Raw genomic sequence first — 12,768 nt, 5'->3', positions numbered from 1 at the left:
AGAGGATGAACCTCCCGAATCCGTCCAGTACCGCGCGGGCGGGGCGCCACGAGGAACACCGGCATCGAGCCGGAACCAGCACCGCCCCGCCCGCGCCGGCGGTGTTGCTGCCTGGTGGGTCACAACACAGCGCGAGTGATCGAATCCATCGTGGCATCTGTGGCCATCGCAGTTCTCCTGTCCGGTGAAGGTTAAGGGGCGATGGGCATGGCGAGCGTGGTGAGGTCGCCGGCGGTGGCGGAGCGGATGACGACGGGCATGTCGGCGCGCGAGATGTCGAGCATGACGTCGGGTCCCACGGCGGTCGCCAACGCGGCGCGCAGTGTGCCGGACGCGAAGTGCATCTCGATCGCGGGCCCGGTGACGTTGGCGGTGAGCCGCCATTCACGTTCGGCGGTAAGCACTCTCACGCCATCGGCGCGGATCGTGCAGTGGACGCGCGCATCGGACGCGTCCTCGACGACCGCGAGCAACGCGTCCCGGGACACGATTGCGCGCGTGGCGGCTGCGGGCAGCGCGGCGAGCATCGCTCGGTAGTCGGGGAACCCGTCGTCGATCGCCGCGAGACGCCTCTCGTCGCTGTCGGCCGCGACGACGACACCGTCGGGGGCACGGCGCAGCGCGACCTGCGGGCGGTCGCGCAACCATCGGGTGAGCGCGGCGAGGTCGCGCGCGGGGACCACGACGGCCCACGCTGCGCCGGATACGGGTGCGGCGAGGCTGCGGGTGGTCAGCCGATAGCGGTCGGTCGCGGTCAGCACCACCGCGCCGTCACCCACCTCGATCAGGACCCCGGTCAGGATCGGGAACCGGTGGTCGGTCGCCGCCGCGGGCACCACCTGGTCGACGGCGTCCGCCAATGTGATTCCCGACAGCGTGACGCGGTGTCCGGACTCCCCCGCCGTCAGGACCGTCCCGAGCGACGCGGCGAGGGCGGCCGCGGTGTCGGCGCGCTCCCGGAGCAGTCGGACGTGCTCGTCCAGGAGACGGACCGCCTCGTCCGCGTCGGCGGAGAGAATCCGCGTCACCGCCTCGAGCGGGACGGCGATCTCCCGCAGTCGGCGGAGCAGCGACGCGCGCTCGCGCTGGTCGCCGGCGTAGTACCGGTACCCGGTCGCCGGGTCGATGTACGCCGGCGCGAGCAAGCCGCAGTCGTCGTAGAACCGCAGCGCGCTCGGGGTCAGGCCACTGGCCCGGGCGAATACGCCGATCGTGATGAGGTCGTCGGTTTCGGATGCGTTCACGCGGCCATCATGAAGTCTCGACCAGGTCGAAGGTCAAGCCGCCTTGCTGCGCGCGTCCGCGTCGGTGACCGCGGGATCCTCCGACACCGCCGGGTTATCCACCGCGAGTTCCTCGGGATCCTCGGTGATCGGGTCGGTCTGCGCGGCGACGTCCGTGCCGCGGCCGATGACGACCCAGGCGACCACCGCCACGACGAGGCACGTGATCGCGCCGAGCAGCAGGCCGGCGCGGCCACCCCACTCCTGACTGACCCAGCCGGCGATCGGGCCGCCGATCGCGGTCGAGCCCTGGAACGCGGTGGACCACAACGCCATGACGCGCCCGCGCATCTGCGGTTCGGACTCCAACTGAAGGGTGCTGTTGGTGGTCGAGTTGAACGCGATGCTCACCGCACCCACGAGCACCAGCGCGACCAGTTCGAGGGCGAGGTTCGGTGCGGCGGCCGCCGCGACGAGCGCGAAACCGAACGCCGCCGCGGCCACGATCAGCACCCGCGTGCCGGTGCGACCCCACGTGGCGACCAGCAGGCCGCCGCACACCGCGCCGATGCCCATCGCCGCCGTCATGAATCCGTAGGCCTCGGAGCCGGCGCCGAAGGTCTGGTCGGCGACGATCGGCAGCACCACCTGGAACTCGAACGCCAGGCAGCCGATGAACGCCATCATCAGCAGCGGCACTGCCAGGTTGCGGTTGCCGCGCACGTACCGGAGGCCCTCCCGCAGCTGTCCGCGCGCCCGTTCCGCCGGAGGGGAACGGTGCAGCGCAGCGACATTCAGCCGCAGCAGCGAGGCGATCACCGCGACGAAGCTGGCGGCGTTGAGCAGGAAGCACACGCCCAGGCCGCCCGCCGCGATCGTGAGGCCCGCGACCGCCGGCCCGACGATGCGCGCCGCGCTCACCAGCGTGGACTGCAGACTCACCGCGTTGCGCAGGTCCTGCGGGCCCACCATCTCGAGCAGGAACGATTGCCGCGCAGGGTTTTCGAAGCACTGGTTGAGGCCGAGCAGCAGGGCCAGCACGTAGACGTGCCACAGCTCGACCGTGCCGGTGATCGTCAGCACGCCGAGGACCAGGGCCTGCACACCCATCAGGGACTGCAACCCGATCATCAAGCGACGCTTGTCCGTCCGGTCGGCGATCACGCCGCCGTACGGTCCGAGCAACAGGATCGGGAGGGTCTGCAACGCCACGACGACACCGATCGCGGTGCCCGACCCGGTGAGTTCGAGGACGAGCCACGACTGGGCGACGAGCTGCATCCAGGTGCCGATGAGCGAGACGGCCTGACCGCTGATGAAGCGGCGGAAGTTGCGGTTGGCGAGCGCGGCGAAGGTCTGCCGCCCGAGTCTGCCCGCGGCCGTCATGAGCGGTCCGCGGACCGGGCCTGACACATCCGTTCGCCGAGGGCCTCGAGGGCCGGGAGGGCGGCGAGCAGGTCCTGGGTCTCGGTCTCGGGAAGCTGTCCGAGATACTCGGCGAACAGCCGGGTCCGCTTGTCACGCAACCGGGCGTGCAACGCGATCCCCTCGGGGGTCGCTGCCACGACGACCGCTCGCCCGTCGTCGGGATGTGCCGAGCGCTGGAGCAGGCCCGCGGCCTCCAGCTTGCCGATCATCCGCGACAGCATCGTCGGGTTGAGGGTCTCGATCTCGGCCATCTCGCTGGCCCGGATCGGCCCGCGCCGCACCGCCGTGGTGAGGATCGAGAACTGCGTCTTGGTCAGCTCGCCGCCCGATGTCTGCCGGTCGACCTGCCGGGCAATGCGACCGAGCGCGACCCGCAGCCGGGACACCTCGTCGTCGTCGAAGAGGCTCGTCACGTCCACCTCCAATTTTGTTGCTTATCGGCAAGCATACACCCGTCGGGTTCGGTATCTCCCCAACAAGCGACAGGGCCCCTCCCCGATCGGTTCGGGGAGGGGCCCTGTGCTCGGTTTGGTTGTTCGGTTCGGTCGACGGGCGTGTCAGGCCTGCTTGGACGTCTTGACGATCGGCAGGACGCGCTGCTGGTTGTCCACCCACTCGCGCATCACGACCATCTCCTCGCGGCGCTGCACCGAGTCCCAGGTGGCCATCTCGATGTTGCCGACGAGGTTCTGGCTCTCCTTGACCACGCGTTCCCGCTTGGCCTGCACCACTCGGTCGCGGTACCGCTTGACCGAGATCCGCAGGTCCTGGATGGCGTCGATCTCGCTCTTGATCACCTCGACCGGCCGCATGACGTCGTCGTCGAGTTCGGCCGGATCCTCGATGCCCGCCGTGACCAGGCGCTGCTTGAACAGGTGGATCCGGTACAGATCGTTGTGGATCCGGCGGGCCACGTCGTCGAGCTTGTCGTGCGTGATCCGGATCGAGCTGATGTCCCGGCCGGCCCAGTCGAGGAATGCCTTGAACAGCGCGACCTCGGTGGCGAGGTAGACCAGCAGCGCCACCTCGGTGAGCACCTTCGGATCCTCGGGGTGCGGACGACTCTTGACGCTGAGCAGTTCGCCCTTGACCAGGACCTCGTGCTTGGGGAACACGCGGTGCAGCAGGTCGAGGTAGACCGCCGGGCTCACCTTCTTGGCGCGGATCCGCTTGATCCCGTACTCGTAGCGCGCGGTCCACTCGCCGCCGTCGTTGGGGATGTCGTACAGGAACACCCGGATCGGATCGCCGTGAGAGAAGGAGACCTCCGAGCCCTGGGCGTCGTCGTCGGCGTCCGCGTCCGCGTCGGTGGGGAGCTCCTCGGCGGCGACGTCCGACGCGACGTCCTCGGACGCCGCCTCGGTGACGGCTTCGGGCACCGCCTCGTTCTTCGTGCGTTTACTGACGGTTGCCATGGCTAGTGCGCGGCCGTGTACGCCTTGACGATGTCAGCCGCGATGCGGCCCCGCGTCGAGACGGTGTAGCCGTTACGGGTGGCCCACTCGCGGATCTCCGGGGTGCTCGGGCCGTCGACCGACGGCTTCGCGACACGGGGAGCCTGACGGCCACCGACCTTGGTCGCGTGCCGGATGTAGTAGTCGAGCTTGCGGTGAAACTCGGTGGCGTTCTTGTCATTGAGGTCGATCGTGTACTCGACGCCATTGACCGCGAAGCTGATCGTTTCGCCGCCGAAGTCGATGGGCTCACCATCAAGATCATCGATGAGCTCGACAATTACCTTCTGTGCCACGTATCACTCCCGAGGTTTGTCAACCAGCTGCATCGGAAGCCTACGGGACAACACCATGCACAATCCGACGCGGATCGAGGTTTTTCACGTCGGGGCGTAACGGGCCGCCTAGCGAGACCGATCGCTCGCTGATCCACGGACGACGGTCAGCGGGCGGCGACGCCCGCCTGCGCGTACTCGACGTCCTGTTCCGGCTGCGCGCCGCTGACACCGATGCCGCCGACAACCTGACCACCGACGACCACCGGCAGGCCGCCGGGCAGGGTCGTCAGCGACTGCCGGACCTGGCCGTCGATCAGGTCGACCAGCGCGGGATGCGCATCGGCCAGTCCCGAGTAGGCGGTCGTGGGGATCCCGATCAGCGCGGCCGTCGCGGCCTTGGCCCGCGCCACGCCGGGCGTGAACCACGCGGCGCCGTCGTCGCGGACCACCAGCAGATCGTGCCCCTGTGCGTCCACCACCGTCACGCTCACCCGGTTGCCGTCGCGTCGCGCGGCGTCGAGCGCCGCGTCCGCCGCCTCCCGGGCCGCCGCCAGATCGAACCGCGCCTGATTGCCTGCCATTCCGAATTTCCTCCCTCTGGCGCCGGTCCCGTCCCGAACAGCCACCAATATGACTACTCGACGCTCCGCCGTCGCGCTCAGAGCGCCTCGGCGGACGGCGCGAACGGATCGGCGGCGGTCGCGATCCGCTCATGAGCGCCCTCGAGCACCGTCTCACCGTGGCCGAAGCCCGCGATCTCCGCCCGCGTCGCGGCGATCTTCGCCAGGGACCGGGTCGCCGCCTCCCGATCGGTGTCGAAGACGCCGACGATCACCTCACCGTTGAACTCGGCCACCGCGTCGCCGGTGAGGACCGCGTCGGCATCGGGCAGATACAGGGCGATGCTCCCGGGGGTGTGGCCGGGGGCACCGATGACGCGTGCCCCGCCCGCGAAATCGAGGACGTCGCCGTCGCGCACCTGCCGGTCGACCCGGCACGGAGGGCCGTGGGACGGTTCGTCGATCTCGGCGTGGATCGTCTTCTCGAGATCCGTCAGCCGGGGAAGCGGACCGCGCTGTGCGCCGGTCACGTAGGGCGCGTCGTCCGCGCCGGCGATCACCTCCACGGTCGACCACCCGGCGATCTCCGCCGCGGATCCGGTGTGGTCCTCGTGGAAGTGCGTGAGCACGATCCGCCGCACGTCGGTCCGCTCCCGGCCCAGCGCCGTCAGCGCCGCCGCGATCAGGTCGGCGCTGTCCGGCCAGCCGGTGTCGACGAGCGTCACGCCGTCCGGTTCGAGCCAGAGGTAGCAGTTCAGCAGGTGCGCGGGCCCCGTGGGAATACGGAGACGGTGCAGGGACGGCGTCAGCTGTTGCAGGTCCGGACCAGGCATACCGCGACGTTATTCCGGCGACCGGCGCGGTGTCCTCCGGTTTCGTTCTCGGCGAACATGTTTCGACGACAGCGAACGGGTGGGCGTCAGCCCTGCAGGGTCGGGGCCTTGTCGACGACGTCGGCGGCCGCCGCGATCGCCGCGAGATTCCGGTCGGCGTGCGGCCAGTCCGGGTGCGCGACCCGACCGTGGTCGGCGAGTGCCAGCAGGACGTCGACGACCCCCGTCCCGAGCATCCGCGCCGCGGGCGTCAGACCACCGCGGATCTTCAACTGGCCGAGCACGATCGCCAACTGGGCCTGGGCCTCGGCGCTGAGCGTCACCTCGTCGAGCGAATCGTCGCGCAGGCGGGCGTGGACGGTCTCCCGGCCCGCCGTCCACACGTCGGCGGGCACGCCGAAATCCCAGGAGGCGATGAGCCCGTCCACGAACGCGGGCAGCGCGTCGTCCCGGCCGCCGGCGACGTACCAGTCCTCGAGTTCGCGCAGTGCGTCGTACCCGGAGTCGTTGCCGAACGGCGCGAAGTGCTCACCCTGGTCGTAGAACGACTCGGGCGCGAGGGTGACGAACGCGGGATGACTTGTCGCGGGCGCGATTCCCTGCTCGGGGTCGTCGATGAAGAGAGTCTGCACGGTCGGCAGCCTATCCGCGGGGGCGGACACACAGTCGGCGAGCGCACTCCGTCAGCGACACCGGAGGGCATTGAGTCGCGCGGCCTGGCACGTCAGGTGGTCCCGCTCGGCGACGTTCGTCGCCGCGTCCGCCGCCTCCACGTACAGCCGTGCCGCCGTTGCCACGTCACCGGCGCGCTCGTGCAGGTACGCCGCCACCGCGGCGTGACGGGGCAGCGAGTCGGGCAACGCCGCCAGCTCCGCGAGACCGGCCTGCGGTCCGTCGGCCTCGCCGACGGCCACCGCGCGGTTGAGCCGGACGACCGGGCTGTCGGTCAGGCGCACCAGCTCGTCGTACCACTCGACGATCTGCACCCAGTCGGTCTCCGCGGCCGTCGGCGCGTCGGCGTGAAGTGCCGCGATGGCGGCCTGGGCCTGGAACTCGCCCAGCCGGTCGCGGGCGAGGGCCGCCTGCAGGATCTCGACGCCCTCGGCGATCGACGCGGTGTCCCACCGGCCGCGGTCCTGCTCGGCCAGCGGCACCAGGCGGCCGTCGGGCGCGGTCCGCGCGGCGCGCCGGGCGTGGTGGAGCAGCATGAGCGCGAGCAGCCCCGCCACCTCGGGGTGATCGATCGTCGCCGCGAGCTGCCGGGTGAGCCGGATGGCCTCGGCAGCGAGGTCGACGTCGCCGGAGTAGCCCTCGTTGAAGACCAGGTAGAGGACGCGCAGCACGGTGGCGACGTCGCCCGGCTGGTCGAACCGGACGCCGGAGACCGTGCGCTTGGCCCGGCTGATGCGCTGCGCCATGGTCGCCTCCGGCACCAGGTAGGCCTGGGCGATCTGGCGGGTGGTCAGCCCGCCGACGGCGCGCAGCGTGAGCGCGACCGCCGACGACGGCGTCAACGACGGGTGGGCGCACAGGAAATAGAGCTGGAGCGTGTCGTCCACGTCCGAAGCGGGCCCGGGTGCCGGCTGCTCGTCGACCGCGTCCTCCCGCCGGCGGCGGGCCGCGTCCGCCCGGGTCGCGTCCAGGAACCGGCGCCAGGCCACGGTGACCAGCCAGCCCTTCGGATCGCGCGGCGGGTCGGCCGGCCAGACGCGGACCGCCTCGACCAGCGCGTCCTGCACGGCATCCTCGGCCGCCGCGAAGTCGGCTCCGCGGCGGACGAGGATCCCGAGCACGCTCGGTGTGAGGCTCCGGAGGAGGACCTCGTTCACCAGGTCACTCCGCGATCGTGGGCGGCGGCGCCAGGAACGGGCGCACCTCGAGCCACTCGTGGATCGGCTTGCCGCCGGCCCCAGGCGCGGCCGACAGCTCCCCGGCCAGTTCGACGGCGCGCTCGCGGCTGTCCACGTCGATCACCATCCAGCCGGCGATGAGGTCCTTGGTCTCGGCGAACGGGCCGTCGGTGACCGGCGGGCGACCCTCGCCGTCGTACCGGACCCACATCCCCTCGGGCGAGAGCGCCTGACCGTCGACGAACTCGCCGGTCCCCTCGAGCCGCGCCGCGAAGTCCTGCATGTACTGCATGTGGGCCGAGATCTCCTCCGGCGTCCACCGGTCCATCGGCACGTCGTTGACCGCCGCCGGGGCGCCGCGGTAGTGCTTGAGCAACAGGTACTTGGCCATCGTGTCTCTCCTCGTGTCGTGCGACCCATTCTGGTCGCATTCACTGCAGGGACGGAGCCAGCCACGGGTTCTCGACATCGCCGGGCGAAGTTTTTTCGGTCGCCCACCCCGCCCACGTGAGAGACGGAGCGCGACTTCGAGACACCCGCGCGCGCCCGACGCCGCCCGTCGTCGAACTCGTCAGACACCGAACGTGGCCAAAGAATGCGCCCCGAAATGCCGTTCCGCGCGCGCCGGAAACGGAAGGCTCCCGTTCCGAGGTACGCACTCCGGGCGTAAACGCGTGTGGCGGACACCGCCCGGGTGCCCGCCACACATACAGAAAGATCAAGCCACTACGACAGGGCCCCTGCCGCCTGCGAGACGGAGCCGCCGAAGGCAACGATGCCGTTGAGCGCGTCGCCCACACCGGTGAGCAGGTTGCCGAAGTCGCCCAGAGCCGTGAGCAGGGAGATGATCTGATCGAAATCCACGGAATGTCCTTCTCGTCGAGCGTGGCGCAATGCCACGGCTTACAAAGAAACGCGCTTTCGCATTTCGTCCGAATGCACCCTAGAAGTCGCGCAACACGAACTTCAATACCCCGCGCCGTGATCTGCAACACATGCGGATAATGGCATGGAAGAATGGGTCCTCGATTTTTCGAGAATTGCACGCACTAATGCGCATCTTGCAATATTCTGATCGATCGAATTTCTGGGACTCGCAGATCGGAACCGACAGCGGATGCTCGCCCACAACGCGCCCGCAAGCGCCGAACGGGAGTTCACGACACGATAAGTGCCCGCACGCGTGCCGTGAACTCCCGTTCAGGGGTTGGGCCGGCGAGGGCGGCACTCGAACTACGGGGACCGAGACACAAAGAAGCCCCCCACCTGCACGCAGGTGAGGGGCTCTTGGCGGTGGCGGAGGGATTTGAACCCTCGGTACGGGGTTACCGTACACAGCATTTCGAGTGCTGCACCTTCGGCCGCTCGGACACGCCACCGCCGAGAACTGTACCGGAGTCGGCGCTCAGCCTGAAATCGGCTGGTCAGAGCTACTTTCCGGTGAGTTTGTCCTTCGTTGTGGACGCGGCGTCCTTGACCTTCTCGCCCACGTCCTTCGCGGCGGATTTGATCTGGTCGCCCTTGCCCTCTTCCTTCAGTTCGTCGTCGCCGGTCGCCTTACCGGTGGCCTCCTTGGCCTTGCCGCCGACGTCCTGCGCCTTGTTCTTGGCCTTGTCTCCGATTCCCACGAGTCACCTCCGTGAATCTGCTCGAACCATCGTGGCGGTTCCGGTGCCACACGAGGACCTGTACCCACCACAGCACGATTCGAAAGATGCCGCCGGGAACCACCCGCCCGAACGAGCGAGTCGGGAGCACATCCGTGCTGGTCAGAGCGTCAACGCTGATCCTCGAAAAACTTCTCGAGCAGCCCCGCGCACTCGGGTTCGAGGACGCCGGCACGCACCTCGGGCCGGTGGGTGAGGCGTCGGTCGCGGACCACGTCCCACAGTGAACCGACCGCACCGGTCTTGGGTTCCCACGCCCCGAACACGACGCGCCTGACGCGGGCGAGCACCAGCGCGCCGGCACACATCGTGCACGGCTCCAGCGTCACCGCCAGCGTCGCGCCCTCGAGCCGCCAGCCGTCGCCGTGGATCCGGGCAGCCTCGCGCAGCGCCAGGATCTCGGCGTGCGCGGTGGGATCGCCGGCGGCCTCGCGGGCGTTCGCGGCGCGCGCCAACTCCACGCCGTCCGCGTCGAACACCACCGCACCGACGGGCACGTCGAGGTCCGACGCCGCCGCGGCCGCGTCCAGGGCGGCACGGATCATCCGCTCGTCGTCGTGCAGGGTCACGCTCCGCCGCCTGGGGTCAGCGCGGGAGCTTGTCGAGCGCGGTCGACAGCTCCGACTCGAAGCCGCACCGCTGCGCGATCATCGTGAGCTGCTCGTCCGGGTACAGATCGGTCTCGGCGAGGATCACACCCAGCACGGCGTCCGGCAGGCCCAGATCCGACAGGACACCCAGATCGCCCTCCTCCCACGGCTCGATGTCGTCGAGCTCGTCGGGATCGATGTCGGGGATCTCGATGTTGAGCGACTCGAGGACGTCGGCCGCGATGTCGTAGTCGATGGCCGCGGTCGCGTCGGAGATCAGCAGGCGGGTGCCGGTCGGCGCGGGCCGGACGATGACGAAGAACTCCTCGTCGACGTCGAGCAGGCCGAACACCGCACCGGAGCTGCGGAGCTCGAGCAGTTCCTTCTCGGCGGTCCGCAGGCTCGTCAGGACGCCACCGGTCAGCGGGGTGCATTGCCAGCGTCCTTCCTCCCGGACGACGGCGATGCCGAAACCGACCAGATCCTCCATCGATCCCGCGGAGGCGCTGTTGTTGTCCGCGCGCTGTGCACCCATGCGCGCAACGGTAGCCCCCGCGGCGCCTCCATACGAAGTCCACAGGCAAATGTGCCAACCTGTTCGAGTGTCTGTCTCCGTTTCCGCACCTCCCGTCTGTGTTCTCGGCCTGGGCCTGATCGGCGGATCCCTGCTTCGCGCTGCGGTTGTTGCGGGCCGGGACGGGTGGGGGTGGAACCGCTCCGCCGGGGCGGTGGACGCCGCCCGCGCCGACGGTTTCGACGCCGACACCGACCTGGTGGCGGTGCTGCGCCGCGCCGCCGACGCCCGCGCCCTGCTCGTGGTCGCGGTGCCGATGCCGGCCGTGGACGCGACGCTCGCGGCGATCGCCGAGCACGCCCCCGGCTGCCCGATCACCGACGTGGTCAGCGTCAAGGCCGAGGTGGTCGCGGCCGTCGCCCGGCACGGGCTGCAGGACCGGTTCGTGGGCGGCCATCCGATGGCCGGGACGTCGCAGTCGGGGTGGGAGGCCGGCGACGCCGACCTGTTCCGGGACGCGGTGTGGGTGGTGAGCGCCGACGACGGCATCGACCCGCAGATCTGGTCGCAGGTGGCGCGGCTGGCGCTGGACTGCGGTTCGGTGGTGGTGCCCGCCGAGTCCGTCGAACACGACGCCGCCGTGGCCCGCGTCTCGCACCTGCCGCACGTGCTCGCCGAGGCGCTGGCGCTGTCCGGGGCCGCGGGCGGCGACCTGGCGCTGGGGCTGGCGGCCGGCTCGTTCCGCGACGGCACCCGCGTCGCGGGCAGCGCGCCCGGCCTGGTCCGGGCGATGTGCGAGGGCAACCGCGACGCACTGCTGACGGCGCTGGACGAGACCCTGGATGTCCTGAACCGGGCCCGCGCCGAGCTGTCCGACGGGGGCACGCTCGCCGGGCTCGTCGAACCCGGCCACGACGCCCGCCTCCGCTACGAGAACCGTGAACGCTGGAGCATCACCGGCATCGAACCCGGCTCCGCGAACTGGCTCGAACGGATGCGTGACGCCGGACGCCGCGGCGGGGTGCTGCGCCCGTGACCCTGCGCGATATCGCCCAGCAGCTGGCCAAGCGCGAGACGACGTCGACCGAGCACGTGCGCGCGACGCTCGACGCCCTGGACCGCCTGTCGGGGACACCGTGGGAGAACCTGGTGGCCGCCCGCGACGACGCCGCCGCACTCGAGGCCGCGGCCCGCGCCGACGCGGCGATCGCGGCCGGCGACTGGATCGGCCCGCTGCACGGGGTCGCGGTGGCGGTGAAGGACAACATCGACGTCGCCGGGATGCCGACCCGCTGCGGCAGCGCGGTGCTCGCGGACGCCCCGCCCGCCACCGCCGACGCCCGCATCGTCGCGCGGCTGCGCGAGGCCGGGGCGATCGTCGTCGCCAAGGCGCACCTGCACGAGTTCGCCTACGGTCCGACGGGCGCGGTCAACGCGTCCGGCCCGGCCCTGCATCCGCACGATCCGACGCGGGTCACCGGCGGCTCGTCGTCGGGATCGGCCGCGCTGGTCGCCAAGGGCGTGGTGCCGCTCGCGGTGGGCACCGACACCGGCTGCAGCACGCGCACTCCGGCGTCGCTGTGCGGCATCGTCGGGATGAAGCCGAGCTTCGACGCGCTGTCGACGGCGGGGGTGTTCCCGCTGTCGACGACGTTCGACCACGTGGGCCTGCTGGCCTCCGACGTGGTCGACGTGTCGCTGGCGTGGGGCGCGATCCCCGGCATCGCGCACGTCCGCACCCCGGTCGCGGGCCTGCGGGTGGGGCGGTTGCGCGGCATCAACTGGGACGTCGCCGACCCTGCGATCGCGGCGGCCGTCGACACCGCCGTCCGCGCTCTCGGCGACGCGGGCGCCGAGGTGGTCGACGTCGAACTTCCCGAGACGGAGCAACTGCTGGCCGCCTACCCGGTCGTCACCGGCTCGGAGGCCTACGAGACGCACCGGCAGTGGTTCGAGTCGACGCCCGAGCGCTACCAGCCGGCGACCGCCGCGCTGCTGACGGCGCAGCGGGACCGGCCGGCCGTCGAGTACGTCCACGCCGTCCGCACCGTCGAACGTCTTCGCCGCCAGGCGCTCTCGCGGCTGCGCGGCGAGCTGGGCCTGGACGCGCTCGTCACCGCGACCACTCCCCTGCGTTCGGTCACGAGGGCGGATGCGCTGTCGCCGGATCCGGCGGTGGCCCGAACGCCGTTGCTGCGGATGTGCATTCCGTTCAACGCGCTCGGCATCCCGGCGATCTCGGTGCCCGTGACGGTCGACGACGGCGGTCCCGTCGGGGTCCAGGTGATCGGGCTGCCGACCACCGCGGGCGGGCACGGGTCGCATCCGGCCGAATCGGTCGCGCTCGCCTGCGCGCTGGCCGTCAGCTGAG

Annotated in this window: 16 protein-coding genes and 1 tRNA gene; 2 read left to right on the top strand and 15 right to left on the bottom strand. The window is 70.7% G+C overall.

All coding sequences use genetic code 11. The features are described from left to right. Window positions 1-191: 191 nt before the first annotated feature. The 15 genes from ABTV10_RS01630 to ABTV10_RS01560 all read right to left on the bottom strand — a co-directional run bounded on the left by ABTV10_RS01630 (window position 192) and on the right by ABTV10_RS01560 (window position 10,418). Window positions 192-1,244, bottom strand: a complete 1,053-nt coding sequence (locus ABTV10_RS01630; RefSeq protein ID WP_499032098.1) for a DNA polymerase III subunit beta family protein — start codon at window positions 1,242-1,244, stop codon at window positions 192-194. Between the two features lie 33 nt (window positions 1,245-1,277). Continuing rightward, window positions 1,278-2,609: an MFS transporter gene (locus tag ABTV10_RS01625; protein ID WP_499032097.1), complete on the bottom strand. Its 1,332-nt coding sequence runs from the start codon at window positions 2,607-2,609 to the stop codon at window positions 1,278-1,280. After that, a complete protein-coding gene (locus ABTV10_RS01620; protein WP_499032096.1) occupies window positions 2,606-3,064 on the bottom strand; it encodes a MarR family winged helix-turn-helix transcriptional regulator in 459 nt (152 codons plus the stop codon). Before ABTV10_RS01620 ends, ABTV10_RS01625 begins: the two co-directional genes overlap by 4 nt. Before the next feature lie 144 nt (window positions 3,065-3,208). After that, window positions 3,209-4,066: a hypothetical protein gene (locus ABTV10_RS01615; RefSeq protein ID WP_499032094.1), complete on the bottom strand. Its 858-nt coding sequence runs from the start codon at window positions 4,064-4,066 to the stop codon at window positions 3,209-3,211. A gap of 2 nt (window positions 4,067-4,068) precedes the next feature. Beyond that, window positions 4,069-4,401 carry a histone-like nucleoid-structuring protein Lsr2 gene (locus ABTV10_RS01610; protein ID WP_499032092.1) on the bottom strand — a complete coding sequence of 111 codons (333 nt, stop codon included), beginning with the start codon at window positions 4,399-4,401 and terminating at the stop codon, window positions 4,069-4,071. Window positions 4,402-4,547: 146 nt separating this feature from the next. Beyond that, window positions 4,548-4,964, bottom strand: coding sequence for a heme-binding protein (locus ABTV10_RS01605; protein ID WP_499032091.1), 417 nt, complete (start codon window positions 4,962-4,964; stop codon window positions 4,548-4,550). A gap of 77 nt (window positions 4,965-5,041) precedes the next feature. Continuing rightward, window positions 5,042-5,776, bottom strand: coding sequence for an MBL fold metallo-hydrolase (locus ABTV10_RS01600; RefSeq protein WP_499032090.1), 735 nt, complete (start codon window positions 5,774-5,776; stop codon window positions 5,042-5,044). Between the two features lie 86 nt (window positions 5,777-5,862). Then, entirely contained in the window at window positions 5,863-6,408 is a 546-nt protein-coding gene (locus ABTV10_RS01595; RefSeq protein ID WP_499032088.1) for a hypothetical protein, read from the bottom strand. 51 nt (window positions 6,409-6,459) lie between these two features. Then, window positions 6,460-7,605: an RNA polymerase sigma factor gene (locus tag ABTV10_RS01590; RefSeq protein ID WP_499032087.1), complete on the bottom strand. Its 1,146-nt coding sequence runs from the start codon at window positions 7,603-7,605 to the stop codon at window positions 6,460-6,462. A 4-nt stretch (window positions 7,606-7,609) separates the two neighbouring features. Further along, window positions 7,610-8,017 (bottom strand): YciI family protein, encoded by a 408-nt coding sequence (locus ABTV10_RS01585; protein ID WP_499032086.1) that lies wholly within the window; start codon window positions 8,015-8,017, stop codon window positions 7,610-7,612. Between the two features lie 335 nt (window positions 8,018-8,352). Beyond that, complete coding sequence (locus ABTV10_RS01580) at window positions 8,353-8,490, bottom strand: hypothetical protein (protein ID WP_280761834.1); 138 nt, start codon at window positions 8,488-8,490, stop codon at window positions 8,353-8,355. 424 nt (window positions 8,491-8,914) lie between these two features. Beyond that, window positions 8,915-9,005 (bottom strand) — tRNA-Ser (locus tag ABTV10_RS01575). Between the two features lie 51 nt (window positions 9,006-9,056). Further along, entirely contained in the window at window positions 9,057-9,254 is a 198-nt protein-coding gene (locus ABTV10_RS01570) for a CsbD family protein (RefSeq protein WP_433609226.1), read from the bottom strand. A gap of 149 nt (window positions 9,255-9,403) precedes the next feature. Then, entirely contained in the window at window positions 9,404-9,862 is a 459-nt protein-coding gene (locus ABTV10_RS01565) for a nucleoside deaminase (RefSeq protein WP_499032084.1), read from the bottom strand. A 16-nt stretch (window positions 9,863-9,878) separates the two neighbouring features. After that, complete coding sequence (locus ABTV10_RS01560; protein WP_499032082.1) at window positions 9,879-10,418, bottom strand: tRNA adenosine deaminase-associated protein; 540 nt, start codon at window positions 10,416-10,418, stop codon at window positions 9,879-9,881. Window positions 10,419-10,485: 67 nt separating this feature from the next. Here ABTV10_RS01560 and ABTV10_RS01555 point away from each other — a divergent pair, with 67 nt between their 5' ends. Both ABTV10_RS01555 and ABTV10_RS01550 read left to right on the top strand, forming a co-directional pair. After that, window positions 10,486-11,433: a prephenate dehydrogenase gene (locus ABTV10_RS01555; protein ID WP_499032081.1), complete on the top strand. Its 948-nt coding sequence runs from the start codon at window positions 10,486-10,488 to the stop codon at window positions 11,431-11,433. Further along, the gene (locus ABTV10_RS01550; RefSeq protein WP_499032080.1) at window positions 11,430-12,767 is read left to right on the top strand and encodes an amidase; all 1,338 of its coding nucleotides are present in this window, start codon (window positions 11,430-11,432) and stop codon (window positions 12,765-12,767) included. The genes ABTV10_RS01555 and ABTV10_RS01550 overlap by 4 nt, the downstream gene beginning before the upstream one ends. The last annotated feature ends 1 nt before the right edge of the window (window position 12,768 follow it).

Origin of the sequence: Paraburkholderia sp. RHO2 (assembly GCF_050955445.1) — a bacterium.
Lineage (GTDB): Bacteria > Actinomycetota > Actinomycetes > Mycobacteriales > Mycobacteriaceae > Prescottella > Prescottella agglutinans_A.
Note: the sequence above shows the minus strand (reverse complement) of the source record. Positions and strands in the feature narration are given on the sequence as shown.